19 protein-coding genes are annotated in these 18,721 nt (G+C 69.3%); 12 read left to right on the top strand and 7 right to left on the bottom strand.

Annotated features, from left to right (window positions below; genetic code table 11):
• The first annotated feature begins 132 nt into the window (after window positions 1-132).
• The 7 genes from paaG to paaZ are packed head-to-tail and all read left to right on the top strand — an operon-like array spanning window position 133 to window position 6,785.
• The gene (paaG, locus tag MW290_RS24585) at window positions 133-948 is read left to right on the top strand and encodes a 2-(1,2-epoxy-1,2-dihydrophenyl)acetyl-CoA isomerase PaaG (RefSeq protein WP_250196976.1); all 816 of its coding nucleotides are present in this window, start codon (window positions 133-135) and stop codon (window positions 946-948) included.
• A gap of 39 nt (window positions 949-987) precedes the next feature.
• Window positions 988-2,010, top strand: coding sequence for a 1,2-phenylacetyl-CoA epoxidase subunit PaaA (paaA, locus tag MW290_RS24580; protein WP_250196975.1), 1,023 nt, complete (start codon window positions 988-990; stop codon window positions 2,008-2,010).
• On the top strand, window positions 2,007-2,306 hold the full coding sequence (gene paaB, locus MW290_RS24575) for a 1,2-phenylacetyl-CoA epoxidase subunit PaaB (protein WP_250196974.1): 300 nt from the start codon (window positions 2,007-2,009) through the stop codon (window positions 2,304-2,306). The genes paaA and paaB overlap by 4 nt, the downstream gene beginning before the upstream one ends.
• A 13-nt stretch (window positions 2,307-2,319) precedes the next feature.
• Entirely contained in the window at window positions 2,320-3,093 is a 774-nt protein-coding gene (gene paaC / locus MW290_RS24570) for a 1,2-phenylacetyl-CoA epoxidase subunit PaaC (RefSeq protein ID WP_250196973.1), read from the top strand.
• The gene (gene paaD, locus MW290_RS24565; protein ID WP_375142850.1) at window positions 3,087-3,587 is read left to right on the top strand and encodes a 1,2-phenylacetyl-CoA epoxidase subunit PaaD; all 501 of its coding nucleotides are present in this window, start codon (window positions 3,087-3,089) and stop codon (window positions 3,585-3,587) included. The genes paaC and paaD overlap by 7 nt, the downstream gene beginning before the upstream one ends.
• Before the next feature lie 30 nt (window positions 3,588-3,617).
• Complete coding sequence (gene paaE / locus MW290_RS24560) at window positions 3,618-4,715, top strand: 1,2-phenylacetyl-CoA epoxidase subunit PaaE (protein ID WP_250196971.1); 1,098 nt, start codon at window positions 3,618-3,620, stop codon at window positions 4,713-4,715.
• 24 nt (window positions 4,716-4,739) lie between these two features.
• On the top strand, window positions 4,740-6,785 hold the full coding sequence (gene paaZ, locus MW290_RS24555) for a phenylacetic acid degradation bifunctional protein PaaZ (RefSeq protein WP_250196970.1): 2,046 nt from the start codon (window positions 4,740-4,742) through the stop codon (window positions 6,783-6,785).
• Window positions 6,786-6,798: 13 nt separating this feature from the next.
• Here paaZ and MW290_RS24550 read toward each other — a convergent pair whose 3' ends face one another.
• From MW290_RS24550 to MW290_RS24540, 3 genes are all read right to left on the bottom strand, one after another.
• Window positions 6,799-7,359, bottom strand: a complete 561-nt coding sequence (locus MW290_RS24550; protein ID WP_250196969.1) for a Uma2 family endonuclease — start codon at window positions 7,357-7,359, stop codon at window positions 6,799-6,801.
• Window positions 7,360-7,458: 99 nt separating this feature from the next.
• Complete coding sequence (locus MW290_RS24545) at window positions 7,459-7,809, bottom strand: HigA family addiction module antitoxin (protein WP_250196968.1); 351 nt, start codon at window positions 7,807-7,809, stop codon at window positions 7,459-7,461.
• Window positions 7,810-7,847: 38 nt separating this feature from the next.
• On the bottom strand, window positions 7,848-8,129 hold the full coding sequence (locus tag MW290_RS24540) for a type II toxin-antitoxin system RelE/ParE family toxin (RefSeq protein ID WP_250196967.1): 282 nt from the start codon (window positions 8,127-8,129) through the stop codon (window positions 7,848-7,850).
• A 169-nt stretch (window positions 8,130-8,298) separates the two neighbouring features.
• Between MW290_RS24540 and MW290_RS24535 the strand changes: the two genes are divergently transcribed.
• From MW290_RS24535 to MW290_RS24525, 3 genes are all read left to right on the top strand, one after another.
• Window positions 8,299-8,736, top strand: coding sequence for an Hsp20/alpha crystallin family protein (locus MW290_RS24535; protein WP_250196966.1), 438 nt, complete (start codon window positions 8,299-8,301; stop codon window positions 8,734-8,736).
• Window positions 8,737-8,781: 45 nt separating this feature from the next.
• Window positions 8,782-9,195, top strand: coding sequence for an Hsp20/alpha crystallin family protein (locus MW290_RS24530; protein WP_250196965.1), 414 nt, complete (start codon window positions 8,782-8,784; stop codon window positions 9,193-9,195).
• Between the two features lie 84 nt (window positions 9,196-9,279).
• Complete coding sequence (locus MW290_RS24525) at window positions 9,280-10,260, top strand: aldo/keto reductase (protein WP_250196964.1); 981 nt, start codon at window positions 9,280-9,282, stop codon at window positions 10,258-10,260.
• Window positions 10,261-10,281: 21 nt separating this feature from the next.
• Here MW290_RS24525 and MW290_RS24520 read toward each other — a convergent pair whose 3' ends face one another.
• Window positions 10,282-11,046, bottom strand: coding sequence for an SDR family oxidoreductase (locus tag MW290_RS24520; protein WP_250196963.1), 765 nt, complete (start codon window positions 11,044-11,046; stop codon window positions 10,282-10,284).
• 82 nt (window positions 11,047-11,128) lie between these two features.
• Window positions 11,129-11,650: an Lrp/AsnC family transcriptional regulator gene (locus tag MW290_RS24515; protein ID WP_250196962.1), complete on the bottom strand. Its 522-nt coding sequence runs from the start codon at window positions 11,648-11,650 to the stop codon at window positions 11,129-11,131.
• A 117-nt stretch (window positions 11,651-11,767) separates the two neighbouring features.
• Here MW290_RS24515 and MW290_RS24510 point away from each other — a divergent pair, with 117 nt between their 5' ends.
• Window positions 11,768-15,358, top strand: coding sequence for an indolepyruvate ferredoxin oxidoreductase family protein (locus MW290_RS24510; RefSeq protein ID WP_250196961.1), 3,591 nt, complete (start codon window positions 11,768-11,770; stop codon window positions 15,356-15,358).
• Window positions 15,359-15,361: 3 nt separating this feature from the next.
• On the opposite strand, the gene MW290_RS24505 is transcribed toward MW290_RS24510, so the two are convergent.
• Entirely contained in the window at window positions 15,362-16,204 is an 843-nt protein-coding gene (locus tag MW290_RS24505) for an HDOD domain-containing protein (RefSeq protein ID WP_250196960.1), read from the bottom strand.
• A 172-nt stretch (window positions 16,205-16,376) separates the two neighbouring features.
• Here MW290_RS24505 and MW290_RS24500 point away from each other — a divergent pair, with 172 nt between their 5' ends.
• Window positions 16,377-18,173 carry a feruloyl-CoA synthase gene (locus MW290_RS24500; protein ID WP_250196959.1) on the top strand — a complete coding sequence of 599 codons (1,797 nt, stop codon included), beginning with the start codon at window positions 16,377-16,379 and terminating at the stop codon, window positions 18,171-18,173.
• A gap of 15 nt (window positions 18,174-18,188) precedes the next feature.
• Here the strand turns inward: MW290_RS24500 and MW290_RS24495 are convergent, their stop codons facing one another.
• Window positions 18,189-18,713: a TetR/AcrR family transcriptional regulator gene (locus tag MW290_RS24495; RefSeq protein ID WP_250196958.1), complete on the bottom strand. Its 525-nt coding sequence runs from the start codon at window positions 18,711-18,713 to the stop codon at window positions 18,189-18,191.
• Window positions 18,714-18,721: the final 8 nt, after the last annotated feature.

The following is an 18,721-nucleotide window of genomic DNA, read 5'->3' as shown; positions in this document are numbered from 1 at the left end:
CAAGGGTTGACACCGATGCCGCAGCGCCATCGCGCGGTTGATTCGCTGCACGGCCCTGTGTATCATTGACCGACCGGTCGGTCGACTAATTCGAGTCGGCATCCCAAGATCCGGACCAGGAGACAAGCCCGCATGACTTCGCCCACCCCGTCCGCGCTCGTGCTGTCGTCGTTCGGCGAGGGCGTGCTCACCCTCACGCTCAACCGCCCGGCGCAGCTCAACAGCTTCACTGGCGAGATGCACGTGGCGCTGATGGCGGCGCTGGAAGCTGCTGCCGCCGATGCGCAGGTGCGCTGCGTGGTGATCACCGGCGCCGGCCGTGCCTTCTGCGCCGGCCAGGACCTGGGTGACCCCGCCGCCGCGCCCGACCTGACGCCCGGTGCCGAGCCCAAGGACCTGGGCGCGCTGATCGAGCGCCATTACCGCCCGCTGGTGCTGCGCCTGCGCACGATGCCGGTGCCGGTGGTGGCCGCCGTCAACGGCGTGGCCGCCGGCGCCGGCGCCAACCTGGCGCTGTGCTGCGACCTGGTGGTGGCCGCGCGCTCGGCCAGCTTCATCCAGGCTTTCGCCAAGATCGGCCTGGTGCCCGACACCGGCGGCACCTGGCTGCTGCCGCGGCTGGTGGGCCGCGCCCGTGCGCTGGGCCTGGCGATGCTGGGCGACAAGCTGCCGGCCGAGCAGGCGCAGCAGATGGGCCTGATCTGGCAGTGCGTGGACGATGCCGATCTGCCCGCCACGGTGCAGGCCCTGGCCGCGCGCCTGGCGGCGATGCCGGCCCGCGCGCTGGCCGCCACGCGGCAGGCCATGGACGCCGCCGGCACGATGGATTTGTCGATGGCCCTGGACGAGGAGGCGCACCTGCAGCGCAACCTCGGCCGGGCGCATGATTACCTGGAGGGCGTGGCCGCCTTCCAAGCCAAGCGCGCGCCGCGCTTTTCAGACCGCTGAGACCGACCGCAGACACACGACGAGCCAAAGGAAGCCAGCATGTACACGCAAGCGATGGACACGATGGGCAAGGACGGTGCGGACGCACAAGGAGCCGACGCACCCCGGCCCTTGCGCTCGGCCGATGAACTGGCGCTGCAGGAGCGCTTCGACGCCCGCATCGACGCCGGCGACTTCATCGAAGCCAAGGACTGGATGCCCGACCACTACCGCAAGACGCTGGTGCGGCAGATCAGCCAGCATGCGCACTCGGAGATCGTCGGCATGCTGCCCGAGGGCAACTGGATCAGCCGTGCCCCCACGCTCAAGCGCAAGGCCATCCTGCTGGCCAAGGTGCAGGACGAAGGCGGCCACGGCCTGTACCTGTATGCCGCGGCCGAGACCCTGGGCACCAGCCGCGACCAGCTGCTGCATGCGCTGCACACCGGCAAGGCCAAGTACAGCTCCATCTTCAACTACCCCACGCTGACCTGGGCCGACATGGGCACCATCGGCTGGCTGGTCGATGGCGCGGCCATCATGAACCAGGTGCCCATTTGCCGCTGCAGCTATGCGCCTTATGCGCGGGCGATGATCCGCATCTGCCGCGAAGAAAGCTTCCACCAGCGGCAGGGCTACGAAGCGCTGCTGACCATGATGCAGCAGGGCACCGAGGCGCAGAAGGCCATGGTGCAGGACGCCGTCAACCGTTGGTGGTGGCCCTGCCTGATGATGTTCGGCCCGCCCGACGACCAGTCGCCCAACAGCGCGCAATCGATGCGCTGGGGCATCAAGCGCGTGAGCAACGACGAGCTGCGCCAGAAGTTCGTCGACGCCACGGTGGAACAGGCCAAGGTGCTGGGCGTGACGCTGCCCGACCCCGACCTGAAGTGGAACGAAGAGCGCGGCCACTGGGACTTCGGCACCATCGACTGGGACGAATTCTGGCGCGTGGTGGGCGGCGACGGCCCCTGCAACCGTGAGCGCCTGGGCGCCCGCGTCAAGGCCTGGGAAGACGGCGCCTGGGTGCGCGAAGCCGCCCTGGCCCATGCCAACAAGCAAGCGATGAAGGAGGCCGCATGAGCCAGCAAAGCAGCCAGGCCGAGTGGCCGTTGTGGGAAGTGTTCGTCCGCAGCAAGGCGGGCCTGGACCACAAGCACTGCGGCAGCCTGCATGCGCCCGATGCGCAGATGGCCATCCAGATGGCGCGCGACGTGTACACCCGCCGCCAGGAAGGCAGCAGCGTGTGGGTGGTGCGCAGCGACCAGATCGTGGCCAGCGACCCGCGCGACAAGGACATGTACTTCGACCCGGCCGAGGACAAGGTGTACCGCCACCCCACCTTCTACGAGCTGCCCAAGTCCGTAGACCACATGTAGCCCGGCGCCCACCATGCAAGCTTCGATTCAACTGGAACGCTCCCCCGCGGTGCAGTACGTGCTGCGCCTGGGCGATACCTGCCTGATCCTGGGCCAGCGGCTGGGCGAGTGGTGTGGCCATGCGCCGGTGCTGGAAGAGGACATCGCGCTGGCCAACATGGCGCTGGACCTGATCGGCCAGTCGCGCGCGCTGCTCACCCATGCCGGCCAGCTGGGCGGGCAGGGCTTCGATGAAGACCGCCTGGCTTTCCTGCGCGAGGAGCGCGACTACTTCAATCTCACGCTGGCCGAACTGCCGCGCGGCGACTTCGCCTTCACCGTGGTGCGTAACCTGATGCTGAGCACCTGGCTCAAGCTGATGTGGCAGCGCATGGCCGATTCCAGCGACGCCGAGCTGGCCGCCATCGCCGGCAAGGCGCTGAAGGAAGCGCGCTACCACCAGCAGCATGCGGCCGACTGGGTGGTGCGGCTGGGTGACGGCACCGAAGAATCGCGCCGCCGCACCGAAGCCGCGCTGTCGCAGGCCTGGCTGTACCTGCCCGAGATGTTCGAGACCGATGCGGTGGACGATGCCGCCTACGCCAGCGGCCTGGGCCCGCAGCCCAGCCTGCTGCAGGCCGACTGGCTGGCCGAGGTCAAGCCCGTGCTGGAAGAAGCCGGCCTGGCCCTGCCCAAGGACAGCGCCTTCCGCTCCACCGGCAAGCGCGGCGTGCACACCGAACACATGGGCTACATGCTGGCCGAGATGCAGCACCTGCAGCGCAGCTACCCCGGGGGCGTGTGGTGACCCCAAGGGCCGAGGCCGCCTGGCGCGTGCTGGGCGACGTGCCCGACCCCGAGGTGCCCGCCATCTCGGTGCGCGACCTCGGCATCGTGCGCGACGTGCTGGAGCACGACGACGGCCTGGAGGTGGTGCTCACGCCCACCTACTCCGGCTGCCCGGCCACCGAGGTGATCGAGCGCAGCGTGCTGGACGCCATCAGCGCCGCCGGCCTGGGCCCGGCCCGCGTGAGCATGCGCCGCGCGCCCGCCTGGACCACCGACTGGATCAGCGAAGACGGCCGGCGCAAGCTGCGTGAATACGGCATCGCACCGCCGGGCCCGGTGGCCGTGCCTGAAGGCGGCGCGCCCATCCGCATCGTGCGGCGCGAGCGCATCGCCTGCCCCCGCTGCGCCAGCCTGCACACCGAACAGCTCTCGGCCTTCGGCTCCACCGCCTGCAAGGCGCTGTACCGCTGCCTGGCTTGCCAGGAGCCTTTCGAGCTGTTCAAACCGATATAGCCCACCCGCCCTGCGGGGCAGGAGACCATCATGAGTTTCGACTTTCATCCGCTGCGGGTGCGTGCCATCACGCCCGACACGCCGGAAGCGGTGATCGTGTCCTTCGACGTGCCGACCGAACTGCGTGAGGTGTTCGGCTTCACCCAAGGCCAATACCTGACGCTGCGCACGCAGATCGAGGGGCAGGACCTGCGGCGGTCCTATTCGATTTGCGCCGGGGTGGACGATGGCGAGCTGCGCGTGGGCGTGCGCAAGGTGCGCGGCGGCGTGTTCTCCAACTGGATCAACGAACACCTGCGCCCCGGTGACACCGTGCAGGTGATGGCGCCGCAAGGCCGCTTCTTCGTGCCGCTGCAGCCCGAGGCGCGGCGCCACCACCTGGGCATTGCCGGTGGCTCGGGCATCACGCCCATCCTGTCGATCATGAAGACGGTGCTGGCGCGCGAGCCGCAGAGCCGCTTCACGCTGATCTACGGCAACCGGCTGCTCAAGTCGACGATGTTCAAGGAAGAACTCGAAGACCTGAAGAACCGCTACCTCACGCGGCTGGTGCTGCACCATGTGTTCAGCGACGAGCACACCGACGCGCCCTTGAACATGGGCGTGATGAACCGCGACAAGATCGGCGAGTTCCTGCGCAGCGTGGTGCCTGCGGGTCAGGTGGACCATGCCTACATCTGCGGCCCGTTCCAGATGAACGACGAGGCCGAGGCCGCGCTGCTGGCCGCCGGCGTGCCCGAAGACCGCATCCACATCGAGCGCTTCGGCGTCGCGGCGCCGGCGGGGCAGCCTGGGGTTGCAGGGGTGGGCGCTGTCGTCCATCAGGCGCAGCCGGGCGATGCACCGGTGGCCCGCATCACCGTCGTGCGCGATGGCCTGTCGCGCGAGATCTCGTACAGCAAGGACCAGCCCAGCATCCTGGACTGCGCCTCGGCCGCGGGCCTGGAAGTGCCGTACTCCTGCACCTCGGGCGTGTGCGGCACCTGCCGCGCGAAGGTGATCGAAGGCGAGGTGCGCATGGAGCGCAACTTTGCGCTGGACAAGCACGAGGTGGCCAACGGCTTCGTGCTCACCTGCCAGGCGCATCCGCTCACCGAACGCGTGGTGCTGTCCTTTGACGAGCGCTGACCAGCCCCACATTAGGAGACGTTGATGACCGCACCCGTTCTTCAAAGCTACATCGCCGGCCGCTGGCTGGGCAGCGAGGGCGCGCAGACGCTGCGCAGCGCGGTCAATGGCCGCCCGGTGTATCGCACGCATGCCGAGGCCATCGACTTTGCCGAGGCCGTTGAACATGCCCGCCGCGTGGGCCTGCCGAACCTGTTGAAGCTCGACTTCCAGCAACGCGCGCAGCGGCTGAAGGCGCTGGCCAAGTACCTGAACGAGCACAAGGAGCAGCTCTACGCCGTTTCGGCCCACACCGGCGCCACGCGTGCCGATTCGTGGATCGACATCGAAGGCGGCGCCGGCACCTTGTTCGCCTATGCCAGCATGGGCAGCAACGAGCTGCCTTCGGGCAACCTGGTGCATGAAGGCCCGGCGATGCCGCTGGGCAAGAAGGGCGGCTTTGCGGGCACCCACATCCTGGTGCCGCGCGGCGGCCTGGCGGTGCACATCAATGCCTTCAACTTCCCGGTGTGGGGCCTGCTGGAAAAGTTCGCGCCCAGCTTCCTGGCCGGCATGCCCTGCATCGGCAAGCCCGCCACCGCCACCAGCTACCTGACCGAAGCGGCGGTTCGGCTCATCGTGCAGTCGGGCATCCTGCCCGAAGGCAGCCTGCAGCTGGTGATCGGCGGTACCGGCGACCTGCTGGACCGGCTCGGCGGGGCCGACGTTGTCACCTTCACCGGCTCGGCCGACACCGCGGCCAAGCTGCGCGTGCATCCGAACCTGGTGCGCCACAGCGTGCCCTTCAATGCCGAGGCCGATTCGCTCAACTGCGCCATCCTGGCGCCCGACGTCACGCCCGACGACGAGGAGTTCGACCTTTTCGTCAAGGAAGTGGCGCGCGAGATGACGGTCAAGGCCGGCCAGAAGTGCACCGCCATCCGCCGCGCCATCGTGCCGCGCGAGCGCATCGATGCGGTGGCCGAAGCCCTGCGTGCGCGCCTGGCCAAGGTGACGGTGGGCGACCCCGCGCTGGAAGGCGTGCGCATGGGCGCGCTGGCTTCGCATGCGCAGCTGGTCGACGTGGCCGAGCGCGTGGCCCAGCTGCGCCAGGGCGCCGAGCTGGTGGTGGGCGGCGAAGGCTGCGCGACGGTGGGCGAAGGCACCGCCGAAGGCGCCTTCTTTGCACCCACGCTGCTGCTGGCGCGCGATGCGCTGAACAACAGCGCGGTGCACGACATCGAGGCCTTCGGCCCGGTGAGCACGCTGATGGCCTACGACGGCGTGGATGAGGCCCTGGCCCTGGCCGCCCGCGGCAGCGGCAGCTTGGTGGGCACGCTGGTCACGCGTGATCCGGCCATCGCCGCGCGCGTGATTCCGGTGGCGGCCGCGATGCATGGCCGCCTGCTGGTGCTGGACCGCGAGGCCGCGGCCGAGTCCACCGGCCACGGCTCGCCGCTGCCCGCGCTCAAGCACGGCGGCCCGGGCCGCGCCGGCGGCGGTGAAGAGCTGGGCGGCGTGCGCGCCGTCAAGCACTACCTGCAGCGCGCGGCGGTGCAGGGCTCGCCCACCATGCTGGCGGCCATCACCGGCGAGCATGTGCGCGGCGCCAAGGTCACCGACACGCCGCAGCACCCGTTCCGCAAGTACTTTGAAGAGCTGCAGGTGGGCGACTCGCTGCTCACCCACCGGCGCACGGTGACCGAGGCCGACATCGTCAACTTCGGCGGCGTGTCGGGCGACTACTTCTACATGCACTTCGACGAGATCGCCGCGAAGCAAACGCAGTTCGGCCAGCGCATCGCCCACGGCTACTTCGTGCTGTCGGCGGCGGCGGGCCTGTTCGTCAGCCCGGCGCCGGGGCCGGTGCTGGCCAACTACGGGCTGGACACGCTGCGCTTCGTCAAGCCGGTGGCCATCGGCGACACCATCCAGGCCCGGCTCACCGCCAAGCGCAAGATCGACCGCAACAAGACCGACGACAAGGGCGTGGGCCAGGGCGTGGTGGCCTGGGACGTGGAAGTGAAGAACCAGCACGGCGAGCTGGTGGCCAGCTACGACATCCTGACGCTGGTGGCCAAGCGGGGGTGAACGCGCAGGGCGTCTAGGCGCCGACCTCGGCCCAGAGCGTCGCGGGCGGCAGGGCCAGATCCACGCTGGCCAGGTGAACGGCCTCGGTCGGCGCGAAGGGGTGCAGCACCCAGAGCCCGTCGTCGCCCTTGCGGTAGACGTCCGTCACCCGGCGTTCCGGATCGATGAACACCATCTCGCGCAGGCTCTCCGCCAGCCGATAGGCCGCGAACTTGGCGCCGCGGTCGAACGCCGCGGTGGAGGGCGACAGCACCTCCACCACCAGCAGCGGGTCCTGTTTGTGCAGCCGGTCGGCACGATCGCGTTCGCTGCAGGTGACGAACACATCCGGGTAGAAGTAGCAGTTGGCGGCGCTGATCCAGGTGCGCACCTCACCCAGGTAAGCGCTGCAGCCGCTGCCCTGCAGCCGTTGCCGAAGGGCGATGTACACATTGCCGGCCACCGTCATGTGCCGGTCGTCGCCTCCGGCCATGGCGAACACCTCGCCGTTGACGAACTCGTGACGTCCGGGTTGGGCGGTCTCCCAGGCGAGAAACTCGTGGGCGGTCATTGCAACGGCCTGTCGGGCGTCCATGGCCGCCGTTTACGCTGGTGCGGGCTACACCCTGTTCGGCAGTTTCGCGCCCACACGGGTGCTGGCCAGGTGACGGCTGCAGCCATGCCGGTGGCTGTGTCAGGCAGCAGCCAGGTGCTGCACTTCATCAGCCAGCCGGTCGCCCTGCTCGCGCTGGATCACCTCGATGTCGTATTGCGCCTGCAGTTGCAGCCAGAACTGCGGCTCCACACCGAAGGCCAGACCCAGACGAACCGCCGTGTCGGCGGTGATGCCGCGTTCTCCGGCGCAGATCTCGTCGATGCGCCGCTGCTGCACACCGATGGCTTTGGCCACGCGATAGCGCGTGATGCCCATGGGTTCTATGAAATCGCTCAATAGCACCGAGCCGGGGTGCACCGGGTCCAGCCGGCGGCCGGTGGTGACGCCGCGCAGGTTGAGCGACTTCAGTTCGTTGCGTGCAATGCTCATGGTCGTTCACTCCATTGACCTGTGTGTGACCGCGTCCGTCAGTGGTAGTCCGTGATCTCGACTTCAAACGCGCTGCCGTCATGCCATTTGAAGCAGATCCGCCACTGGTCGTTGATGCGGATGCTCCACTGCCCTTTGCGGTCTCCTCTCAGCGGCTCGAGACGGTTGCCCGGCGGCACGCGGAGCGTTTCAAGGGACTGAGCGGCGTCGATGACCTTGAGTTTTCGTCTGGCAGTTGTCTGGATCTCCCTCGGCAAGCCGCGCACCTCCTGGCCCAGAAAGATCGCTGCAGTGCGCTTGTCTAGGAAGCTCTCGATCATAGAATAGTATTGGCGCTCGTTACTAATTTTGTCAAGCGCGCACAAGCGAAGCGCCACTTCGCCCCGCCCTCTTGAAACCCGCCCGCCCCATCCTCATTGTTGGATGCATCGGCGCCGCCGCATCGCAGAACCACCGCGGCGCCTGGTCCACCCATCGAGGAGATTTGCCATGGCACGATCCCTTTTTTCGCGCGACGTCTTCGCCGAAATCGACCGGCTGCAACGTGAGATGCAGCAGGCCTTCGACCTTACCCCCAGTATCCGCGGCTACGCCCGCGGCGGCTACCCGGCGCTGAACGTCGGCAGCACGCCGCAGTCGTTCGAGGTGTATGCCTTCGCCCCGGGGCTGGATCCGGCCAGCATCGACGTGCAGCTCGATCGCGGCATCCTGAGCGTGGCCGGTGAGCGCCGCGGCTCGGTGCCCGCAGCCGGCGAGAAGTCCACCGTGCACATCAACGAGCGCTTTGCCGGCGCCTTCAAGCGCGTGGTCAGCCTGCCGGACGATGCCGATCCGGACGGCGTGTCGGCCAGCTACCGCGACGGCGTGCTGCGCATCAGCGTGCAGCGCCGCCAGGCTGCCCAGCCGCGCCGCATCAGCGTGCAGTGACACTGTACCTGTCTAGACAAGTTCACGTATCGAGAGGAGTTCAGCATGACCACCGCTCAAGTACCCGCCCAGCGCCCTGAAGCGCCGGCCGCCGCTGGCGCCGCGCAGCCGCGCAACACCGCGGCCGAGGCCGCCCTGGTGCCCGCCGTCGACGTGATCGAGGATGCCACCGGCATCACCCTGTATGCCGACCTGCCGGGCGTGGCCAAGGAAGCGCTCGAACTCAACGTCGAGCGCGACACCCTGACCATCGAAGGCGCGGTCAGCCTGCCGGTGCCCGAAGGCATGGCCGCCAGCCATGTGGAAGTGGACCGCGCCCGCTACCGCCGGGTGTTCACGCTCAGCAAGGAGCTGGACAGCCAGAAGGTGACGGCCGAGCTGGCCCACGGCGTGTTGAAGCTGCGCATCCCCAAGGCCGAGCACGCACAGCCGCGGCGCATCCAGGTGCAGGTCGCCTGAGCCTTCTAGCCCTGAAGGCCTGATGCCGGCAGGGCCTGCCTGCCGGCATGCACACTGCGGTCAACTTCCACGGAGGAACCGCAGATGCAACAACGTCAATTGGGCCGCAGCGGCCTGCAAGTCTCCGCCCTGGGCCTGGGCTGCATGGGCATGACCCATGGCTACCTGCCCAAGCCCGACCGAGGCGAGATGCTCAAGCTGCTGCGTGCGGCCGTCGACCGAGGCGTCACCTTCTTCGACACCGCCGAGGTCTACGGACCTTTCGACAACGAAGAGCTGGTGGGCGAAGCGCTGGCCCCAGTGCGCGGGCAGGTGGTCATCGCCACCAAGTTCGGCTTTCGCGTCGAGAACATGCCGGGCGTGGACAGCCGGCCCGAGCGCATCCGCCAGGTGGCCGAGGCTTCGTTGAAGCGGCTGAAGACCGACGCGATCGACCTTTTCTACCAGCACCGGCCTGACCCGCAGGTGCCCATCGAAGACGTGGCCGGCACCGTGCGCGACCTGGTCCGCGAGGGCAAGGTCAAGCACTTCGGCCTGTCGGAAGCCGGGTCCGAGACCATCCGCCGCGCCCATGCAGTGCAGCCGGTGGCCGCACTGCAAAGCGAATACTCGTTGTGGACGCGCGACCTGGAGCCCGAGGTGCTGCCGCTGCTGGCCGAGCTGGGCATCGGCCTGGTGCCTTTCAGCCCGCTGGGGCGCGGCTACCTCACGGGCCAGATGGACGCCAGCACGCCGCTGCAGCCGGGCGACTTCCGCGCCACGCTGCCGCGCTTCACGCCCGAGGCGCGGCAGGCCAACGAAGCGCTGGTGGCGCTGCTGCGCCGCACCGCCGAGCGCAAGGGCGCGACGCCCGCCCAGGTGGCACTGGCCTGGCTGCTGGCCCAGCAGCCGTGGATCGTGCCCATCCCGGGCACCACCAAGCTGCACCGGCTGGAAGAGAACCTGGGCGCCGCTGCGCTGCAGCTCACCGCGGAAGACCTGCAGCAGATCCGCAGCGCCGCCGAAGCCATTCCGGTGCAAGGCGGGCGTTATCCCGAGGCGATGCAGCGCATGGTCGGCCGCTGAGCCCGTGGGCCGCCGCGGCGCTCAGCCGCGGTGGATGGACACGCCCCCATCCACCCGCATCGCGCTGCCGGTGACGAAGGACGACGCATCGCTGGCCAGGAACAGCACCGCCTGCGCGATCTCGTCCGGCGTGGCGATGCGGCCCAGCGCATGCAACCGCGCCACCGCGGCCAGTTGCTCGGGGCTGCCGTTCATCTCGCGCGCCATGGGCGTGTCGGTACCGCCGGGCAGCAGCGCATTCACGCGCACCTTCGCGGGGCCGGCTTCCACCGCCAGCGCCTGCACCAGGCCGATCAGGCCCGACTTGCTGGCGGCATAAGCCGCCACGCCGGCAAAGCCCGCGGTGTGGCCGACGAAGGTGGAGGTGAAGATCAGTGAGCCGCCGCCGCGCGCGACCAGCGCGGGCAACTGGTGGCGCGCACCCAGGAAGGCGCTGGTGAGGTTGGTGTCGAGCGCACTGCGCCATTCATCGGGCGGCACCTCGGGCGTCGGGCCCATCGGCCCCAGGGTGCCGGCATTGTTGAAGGCGATGTCCAGGCCGCCGTAGACCTGCTGCGCCTGCCGCACCAATGCTTGCGAATACCCGTCGTCGCGCACGTCGCCGGCCAGCGCGCTGGCCCGGCCGCCGCTGCTTTTGATGCGGTCGGCCAGTGCCTGCAGCGGCGCCAGCCGGCGGGCGCCCAGCACCACGGCGGCGCCGTGCCGGGCGAGCAAAAGCGCGGTGGCATGGCCGATGCCGGAACTGGCGCCGGTGATGAGGGCCACCTTGCCTTGGAGGGTCTGCATTTCGGTCCTTGCTGCGTTGTGATGAAGAAGCCGCAGCATCGGATGGCAAGCGCATGTCCGCTCGCCGTTCCCGGACCTGTGATCAGCGCTTTGCGCGCCGCGGCCTGGCGCTTGGCTTGGCCTGCCCCGCCGGCTCCACCGGCAGCGCCACCTCGGCCTTGATCTCGCGCAACACGATGGACGAGCGCACATGCGTCACGCCGGGCAGGCGGAAGATGGTGTCGTGCAGCAGCTGCTCGTAGCGCTTGATGTCGGGGGCCAGCACCGTCATCACGTAGTCGGCCTGGCCGGTGGTGCTGTGGCACTGCACGATGTGCGGGCTGGCGGCCACCGCCGCCTCGAAGCGGCGCACCAGGTCTTCGCTGTGCTTTTCCAGGTTGGCTTCCACCACCACGCGCAGGCCCAGGCCCACCTTCTCGGCGTCCACCAGCGCGGTGTAGCCGCGGATCACGCCGGCCGCTTCCATGTCCTTCACGCGCTTCCAGCAGGGGCTGGACGACAGCCCCACCGCGTCGGCCAGCTGCTGCACCGTCTGGCGTGAATCGCGCTGCAGCTCGGCCAGGATGCGCAGGCTGTAGGCGTCCAGTGAAATTTGCTCGGGCATGGCTGATTCTCAGAATGATTTGCCTGGAATATAGGCCTCTGGCGGCAAATCAAGCATCGATTGCTGCAGGGCCTTGCCTACGATGTGCCGATTCCAAGAAGTACCTGGAGACAGCGCATGGCCACCCAGAGCCCCGAGCACAACCCCATCACCCGCCCCGACTACCAGCTGAGCCACAGCCTGTGGGCCGGCAGCGGGCAGATCTTCCTCACCGGCACGCAGGCCCTGGTGCGCCTGATGCTGATGCAGCGCGCCCGCGACGAGGCCGCGGGCCTGAACACGCAAGGTTTCATCAGCGGCTACCGCGGCTCGCCGCTGGGCATGCTCGATCAAGCCATCTGGAAGGCCGGCAAGCGCTTCACCGACTGCGGGCTGCGCTTCCTGCCCGCCATCAACGAGGAGCTGGGCGCCACCGCGGTGCTGGGCACGCAGCGGGTGGAGTCGGATGCCGAGCGCACCGTCGATGGCGTGTTTGCCATGTGGTACGGCAAGGGCCCGGGCGTCGACCGCGCGGGTGATGCGCTCAAGCACGGCAATGCCTACGGCTCCTCGCCGCATGGCGGCGTGCTGGTGGTGGCGGGCGACGACCATGGCTGCGTCAGCTCGTCGATGCCGCACCAGAGCGACCACGCGATGATGGGCTGGAGCATGCCCGTCGTCTCGCCGGCCAACGTGGCCGAGTACCTGGAGTTCGGCCTCTACGGCTATGCCTTGTCGCGCTACAGCGGCGCCTGGGTGGGGCTCACGGCGCTGTCGGAGGTGGTGGAAAGCGGCTCCACGGTGGACCTCGACCTGATCGCCGCGCGCACCGCGGCCTGGGTGAGTGCCGATGCCGTGCGCGCCGCCACCGGCCACCAGGCGCCGGCCGACGGGCTGCACTACCGCTGGCCCGACCTGCCTTCGCTGCGCATCGAATCGCGCCTGGCCGACAAGCTGGACGCGGTGCGGGCGTTCTCGGCCGTCAACAGCATCGACCGCCATGTCATCGAGTCGCCGCATGCCAAGGTGGGCATCGTCACCTGCGGCAAGGCCCACTTCGACCTGATGGAGGTGCTGCGCCGGCTGGAGATCACGCCCGCGCTGCTGGCCGAAGCCGGTGTTCGCCTGTACAAGGTGGGCCTGAGTTTTCCGCTGGAAACCACGCGCATGCAGGCCTTTGCGCAAGGGCTGCAGGAGGTGCTGGTCATCGAGGAAAAGGGCGCCGTGGTGGAGACGCAGATGCGCGATCTCTTCTACAACCAGCCGGTGCGCCCGGCCATCGTGGGCAAGCTCGATGTGCAGGGCCGGCCGCTGGTGTCGGCGCTGGGCGAACTGCGGCCCTCGCGGCTCATCCAGCTGGTGGACCAGTGGCTGGTGCGGCATTTCCCTGACCATCCGGCGATGGACAAGCGCCACCTGGTGCGCGATTTCATGCCGCCCGCGCTGCTGGCCAACGACGCCGACAGCGTCAAGCGCCTGCCGTACTTCTGCGCCGGCTGCCCGCACAACACCTCCACCGTGGTGCCCGAAGGCTCCACCGCCCGCGCGGGCATCGGCTGCCACTTCATGGCCAACTGGATGGACCGCGACACCGCGGGCCTGATCCAGATGGGCGGCGAGGGCGTGGACTGGGTCTCGCACTCGATGTTCACCAAGGTGCCGCATGTGTTCCAGAACCTGGGCGACGGCACCTACTACCACTCGGGATACCTCGCCATCCGCCAGGCGGTGGCGGCCAAGGCCACGCTGACCTACAAGATCCTGTTCAACGACGCGGTGGCCATGACCGGCGGCCAGCCGGTGGACGGCGTGATCAGCGTCGATGCCATCGCCCGCCAGGTGGAAAGCGAAGGCGTCAAGCAGGTGGTGGTGCTATCCGACGACATCGGCAAATACGCGGCGGTGAAGGGCCGCTTCCCGGCCGGCACCGAGTTCCACGACCGCAGCCAGCTGGACGCGGTGCAGCGCCGCCTGCGCGAGGTGCCAGGCGTCACCGTGCTGATCTATGAGCAGACCTGCGCCGCCGAGAAGCGCCGCCGCCGCAAGAAGGGCGAGATGGTGGACCCGGCGCGCCGGCTCTTCATCAACGAGCGGGTGTGCGAAGGCTGCGGCGATTGCTCGGTGCAGAGCAACTGCGTGGCGGTGCTGCCGCATGAAACGCCGCTGGGCCGCAAGCGCCGCATCGACCAGAGCAGCTGCAACAAGGACTATTCGTGCGCCAAGGGCTTCTGCCCCAGCTTCGTGGGCGTGCTGGGGGGCCAGCCGCGCAAGAAGACCGGTGCGCTGGCCGGCGCGGGGGCCGAGCGCTTCCTGCAGCAGGTGGCGCAGCTGCCGCAACCCGCGCCGCACTCGTGGACCGGGCCCTACGACCTGCTGGTGACCGGCGTGGGCGGCACCGGCGTGGTGACCGTGGGTGCGGTGATCGCGATGGCCGCGCACCTGGAAGGCAAGAGCGCCAGCGTGCTCGACTTCATGGGCTTTGCGCAAAAGGGCGGCTCGGTGCTGAGCTTCGTGCGCCTGGCCGACACGCCCGAGCGGCTGAACCAGGTGCGCATCGACACCCAGCAGGCCGACGCGGTGCTGGCCTGCGACATCGTGGTGGCCGCTTCGCCCGAGGCGCTGCAAACGGTGCGCCACGGCCGCACGCGGGTGCTGGTCAACACCCATGAAATTCCGGTGGCCGAATCGCTGAAGAACCCCGACGCCAGCCTGAAGACCGACCTGCTGCTGGCCAAGCTGGAATTCGCGGCTGGCGTGCAGCAGGTGGAGACCTTCGAGGCGCAGGCCCTGGCCGAGGCTTTCCTGGGCGACTCCATCGTCAGCAACATCCTGGCGATGGGTTATGCCTGGCAGCGCGGTCTCATCCCGGTAAGCCTGGCCGCGCTGCAGCGCGCGATCGAATTGAATGGTGTGGCCGTAGAGGCCAACCAGCTGGCGTTTTCGCTGGGCCGCATGGCCGCGGCCGACGAGGGCGCCTTGCAGGCACTGCTGCAGGCGCCGGTGGACGCCACGCCGGCCGAGCCCGAGACGCTGGACGCGCTGCTGGCGCGCGGCGTGGCCCACCTCACCGCGTACCAGAACGCGGCCTATGCCCGCCGCTTCGAGGCGCGGGTGCGGCAGCTGCGTGAACGTGAAGCGGCGCTGTGCGGCGATGCCTCGCTGCCCTTCACCCGCGCGGCGGCGGCCAGCCTGCTCAAGCTGATGGCCTACAAGGACGAGTACGAGGTGGCGCGGCTGTACACCGACGGCGCCTTCCGCCAGCAGCTGCAGCAGCAGTTCGATGGTGAGCTGAAGCTGGAGTTCTACATGGCGCCGCCGCTGCTGAGCCGTCCCAAGAACGGGGCCACGCCGCGCAAGCTGCGCTTTGGCAGCTGGCTGATGCCGATGCTGGGTGTGCTGGCCAAGGCGCGTGCGCTGCGTGGCGGGCCGCTGGACGTGTTCGGCTACACCGAGGAGCGGCGCATGGAGCGTGACCTGATCAGCGCCTTCGAATCACGCCTGGACGAGTTGCTGCCGCTGCTGAGTGCGCAGACGCTGCCGGTGGCCACGCAGATCGCCGCGCTGCCGCAGAAGATGCGCGGCTATGGCCACGTGAAGATCGCCAACGTGGCGCTCGCCCGGGCGCGTGAAGCCGAACTGCTGCACCGGCTGGACGGCACCCGCTGGCCCAAGCCGGCGGGCACCGCCCAGGCCGGGCAGTTCCGCGGCATTCCGGTGGTGTCCGGCTGACGATCAGTGGACGAGCGCCTCGACCCCTGCCGTGGCCAGGCGATGGTCGGGCAGGTGGGCTTCCAGCCACTCCAGGTCCAGGTGCAGGTGTTCCAGCAGGGCCGACTGCATCAGCTGCAGGCCGTCCAGCACCGGCACGCCCAGCTCGCGGCAGTCGGTGATCACGCTGGCCAGGCGCAGCGCGGCGCCCATGCGGCTGAAGGGCCGCGTGGCCAGCGGGTCGCTGGCGGCGGTCAGGGCCATCACCAGCTGCGTCGGGAAGTGCCAGTGGTGCGCCAGCGCGGCCGTCACTTCGGGGTGGCTGCAGCCGAACAGGCGGCTTTCCACGCCGATCGCCGAATCGATCGTGCTGGCCTGGTACTGCGCCAGCACCGCATGCTCGGGGTCGGTCATCAGCATCAGGATCTGGCCGGTGCGCAGCACCAGGCCGCCCAGGTAGGCCTCGTCCTCGTCCAGCCCCAGCGCGCGGGCCAGCGGCTGCGTGTAGGCGGCCAGTGCCAGCGTGGAACGCCAGAAGCTCAGGCGGTCGAAGCCGATCACCGTGGGAAATGCACCGCTCATGCAGGCAGCCAGCGTCAGGTCGCGCAGCGCGCGCAGGCCCAGCGTGGCAGCGGCGTCCTTCAGCGAAGCGATGTCGTGCCGCGGCGCATAACGCGGCGAATTGGCCAGCCGCAGCACCTTGGCCGCCAGCACCTGGTCACGGCCGATCAGGCCGGCCACCTCGGGCAGTGACAGGTCGTCGCGAGAGAACGAGCGGATCAGCGTGTTGGCCACCTCGGGCATCGCCGGCAGCGTGCTGGCGCGTTCGACGAAAGGGGCGAGGTTGGAAACGGGCAGGGAAGACACGTGACGGGCTCCGGCGAAGAGGTTTGTTACGTGCTTTCGGGTGCTGGCGCTGGAACTTGAGGGGCCGGGGCGCCGCTTCTTCGACTAGCGCAAACCCCCATCGGCCTGTGTGAGGCCTCCGCCTAGGATCCGCGCATACACCACTGTATGTTCGATCGACGGAGGCCCCTCGATGCAGTCGTTCATCCAGGACCCGGACAGCCTGGCCGCGCCGCGCACCCTGCGCGAGCGGCGGCAGGACGGCAGCTTCATCCTGCGCTCGGCCGAGGCGCTGGCGCCTTATGGGCGCTGCGTCGGCGACTGGCTGGAACACTGGGCCGTGCAGACGCCGCAGGCCATCGCGCTGGCCGAGCGTGCCGCTGATGGCGGCTGGCGCGAGGTGACTTGGCAGGCCTTGCGCCAGCAGGTGGGGGCCGTGGCCCAGGCGCTCATCGACATGGACCTGCCGGCCGGGCGGCCAGTGGTCATCCTGTCCGACAACGGCATCGCGCATGCGGTGCTGGCGTTGGCCGCGATGCACGTCGGCCGGCCGTGCTGCGCGGTGTCCAGCGCCTACTCGCGCGCCGGCACCGACCATGGCCGCCTGCGCGCCATCCTGGCGGCGTTGAAGCCGGCCCTGATCTTCGCGGCCCACGGCGCAGCCCATGCCGCCGCGATGCAGGCCTTCGACGGCGCCGTGAAGGTGGTGGGCGAGCACAGCGATCACGTGCCTGGCGCACTGCCGTTCGAGGCCCTCACCCGCACGCTGGAGTCGCCGAGCGTGATGGCACGTTTCCTCGCCATCACCCCGGACGACCCTGCCAAGTACCTGCTGACCTCCGGCTCCACCGGCACACCCAAGGTGGTCGTCAACACCCACCGGATGCTGTGCGCCAACCAGCAGATGATCGCGCAGGCCTGGCGCTTCCTCGCGGTCGAGAAGCCGGTGCTGCTGGACTGGCTGCCCTGGAGCCACACCTTCGGTGGCAATCACAACGTCCACCTGGTGCTGCGGCACGGCGGCACGCTCTACATCGACGACGGCCGTCCGGTGCCCGGCCTGATCGAGCGCACGCTGCGCAACCTGCGCGACTGCCAGCCGACCTTGCACTTCAACGTGCCGCGGGGCCTGGACATGCTGCTGCCCGCGCTGGAGGCCGATGCCGATCTGGCGGCGCAGTTCCTGTCACGGCTGCGCGGCGTGTTCTACGCCGGCGCGGCATTGCCGCAAGCCACCTGGGACCGGCTGCAGGCGCTGGCCCGCAGCGTGCGGGGCCAACCGCTGTGGCTCACCACCTCCTGGGGATCCACCGAGACCGCGCCCGCCGTGACCAGCGCCCACTTCTGGCTCGATCGGGCGGGCTGCATCGGCGTGCCCTTGCCCGGCGTGGAGCTGAAGTTCGTGCCGAACGCCGACAAGCTCGAGCTGCGCGTGCGCGGCCCCTCGGTGTTCCCGGGCTACCGCGACGCGCCAGCGGCCACCGCCGAGGCTTTCGACGAAGAAGGCTTCTACCGCATCGGCGATGCAGGACGCCTGGTGGATGACGACCGGCCGGAGCGCGGCGTGCTGTTCGACGGCCGTGTGGCGGAAGACTTCAAGCTGGCCACCGGCACCTGGGTGTCGGTGGGCACGCTGCGCGTGCGCGCCGTCTCGGCCTTGTCGCCGCTGGCGCAGGACGTGGTGGTCACCGGCCACAACCGCGGCGAGGTGGGGTTGCTGGTCTTCCTGTCGGCCGTGGGCCTGGGCTTGCCGCTGGCCCAGCGCCGCGCCCAGGTGCAGGCCGCGCTGCGGGCTTTGCGGGCCGAGGGTGCCGGCAGTTCGTCCTTCGCCACCCGCGCGCTGCTGCTGGAAGAGCCGCCACGGCTGGACGCCGGCGAAATCACCGACAAGGGCTACGTCAACCAGCGTGCGGTGCTGCAGCACCGGGCCGAGGCAGTGGTGCGGCTGCACGAGGCTGCGCATGGCGAGGACGTCGTCTTCATCGACTGAAGGCCGCAGGGGCGCTCAGCGCGGCGGCGGCTCCAGCAGCAGCCGCTCCAGCAGCGCGCTGCGCTCCAGCTGGTGAGCCGCCGAGCCTTGGTTCACCAGCAGCGATTCGCCCAGCTCATAGGCATACAAGATGCCGGCCCGGTGGCGGGCCTCTGAGCTGCCGAAGCCCAGCGCGCAAAAGCACCGGGCGATGTAGTCGATGCGGGTGGCGTCCGCCTCGTCGACCGCCTGGCGGGCCATCGCATCGCGGCGTGCCCAGTCGCGGATGGCCAGCTCGATGCGCGCGGCGCGTTGCGCGGAGCGGCCCCGGAAGGGCAGGGAGAGCAGGTCCCGGATCAGCGCGCGCGGATCCTGGTTGTCGCGCGAGAACCGTTCGGTCACCTGCTCCGTGGCTGCCTGGCGCCAGGCCTTGAGCACTTCGCTCAGCAGCGCGTCGCGGTCCTTGAAATGCCAGTAGAAGCTGCCGCGCGTGAGCTTGAGCTGCCGGGCGATGACGTCGACCCGGATCAGATCGACGCCGCCATCGACCAGGATGGCCATCGCGGCCT

It is taken from the genome of Aquincola tertiaricarbonis, assembly GCF_023573145.1.
Lineage (GTDB): Bacteria > Pseudomonadota > Gammaproteobacteria > Burkholderiales > Burkholderiaceae_C > Aquincola > Aquincola tertiaricarbonis_B.
This window is presented reverse-complemented; position numbering and strand designations above follow the sequence as displayed.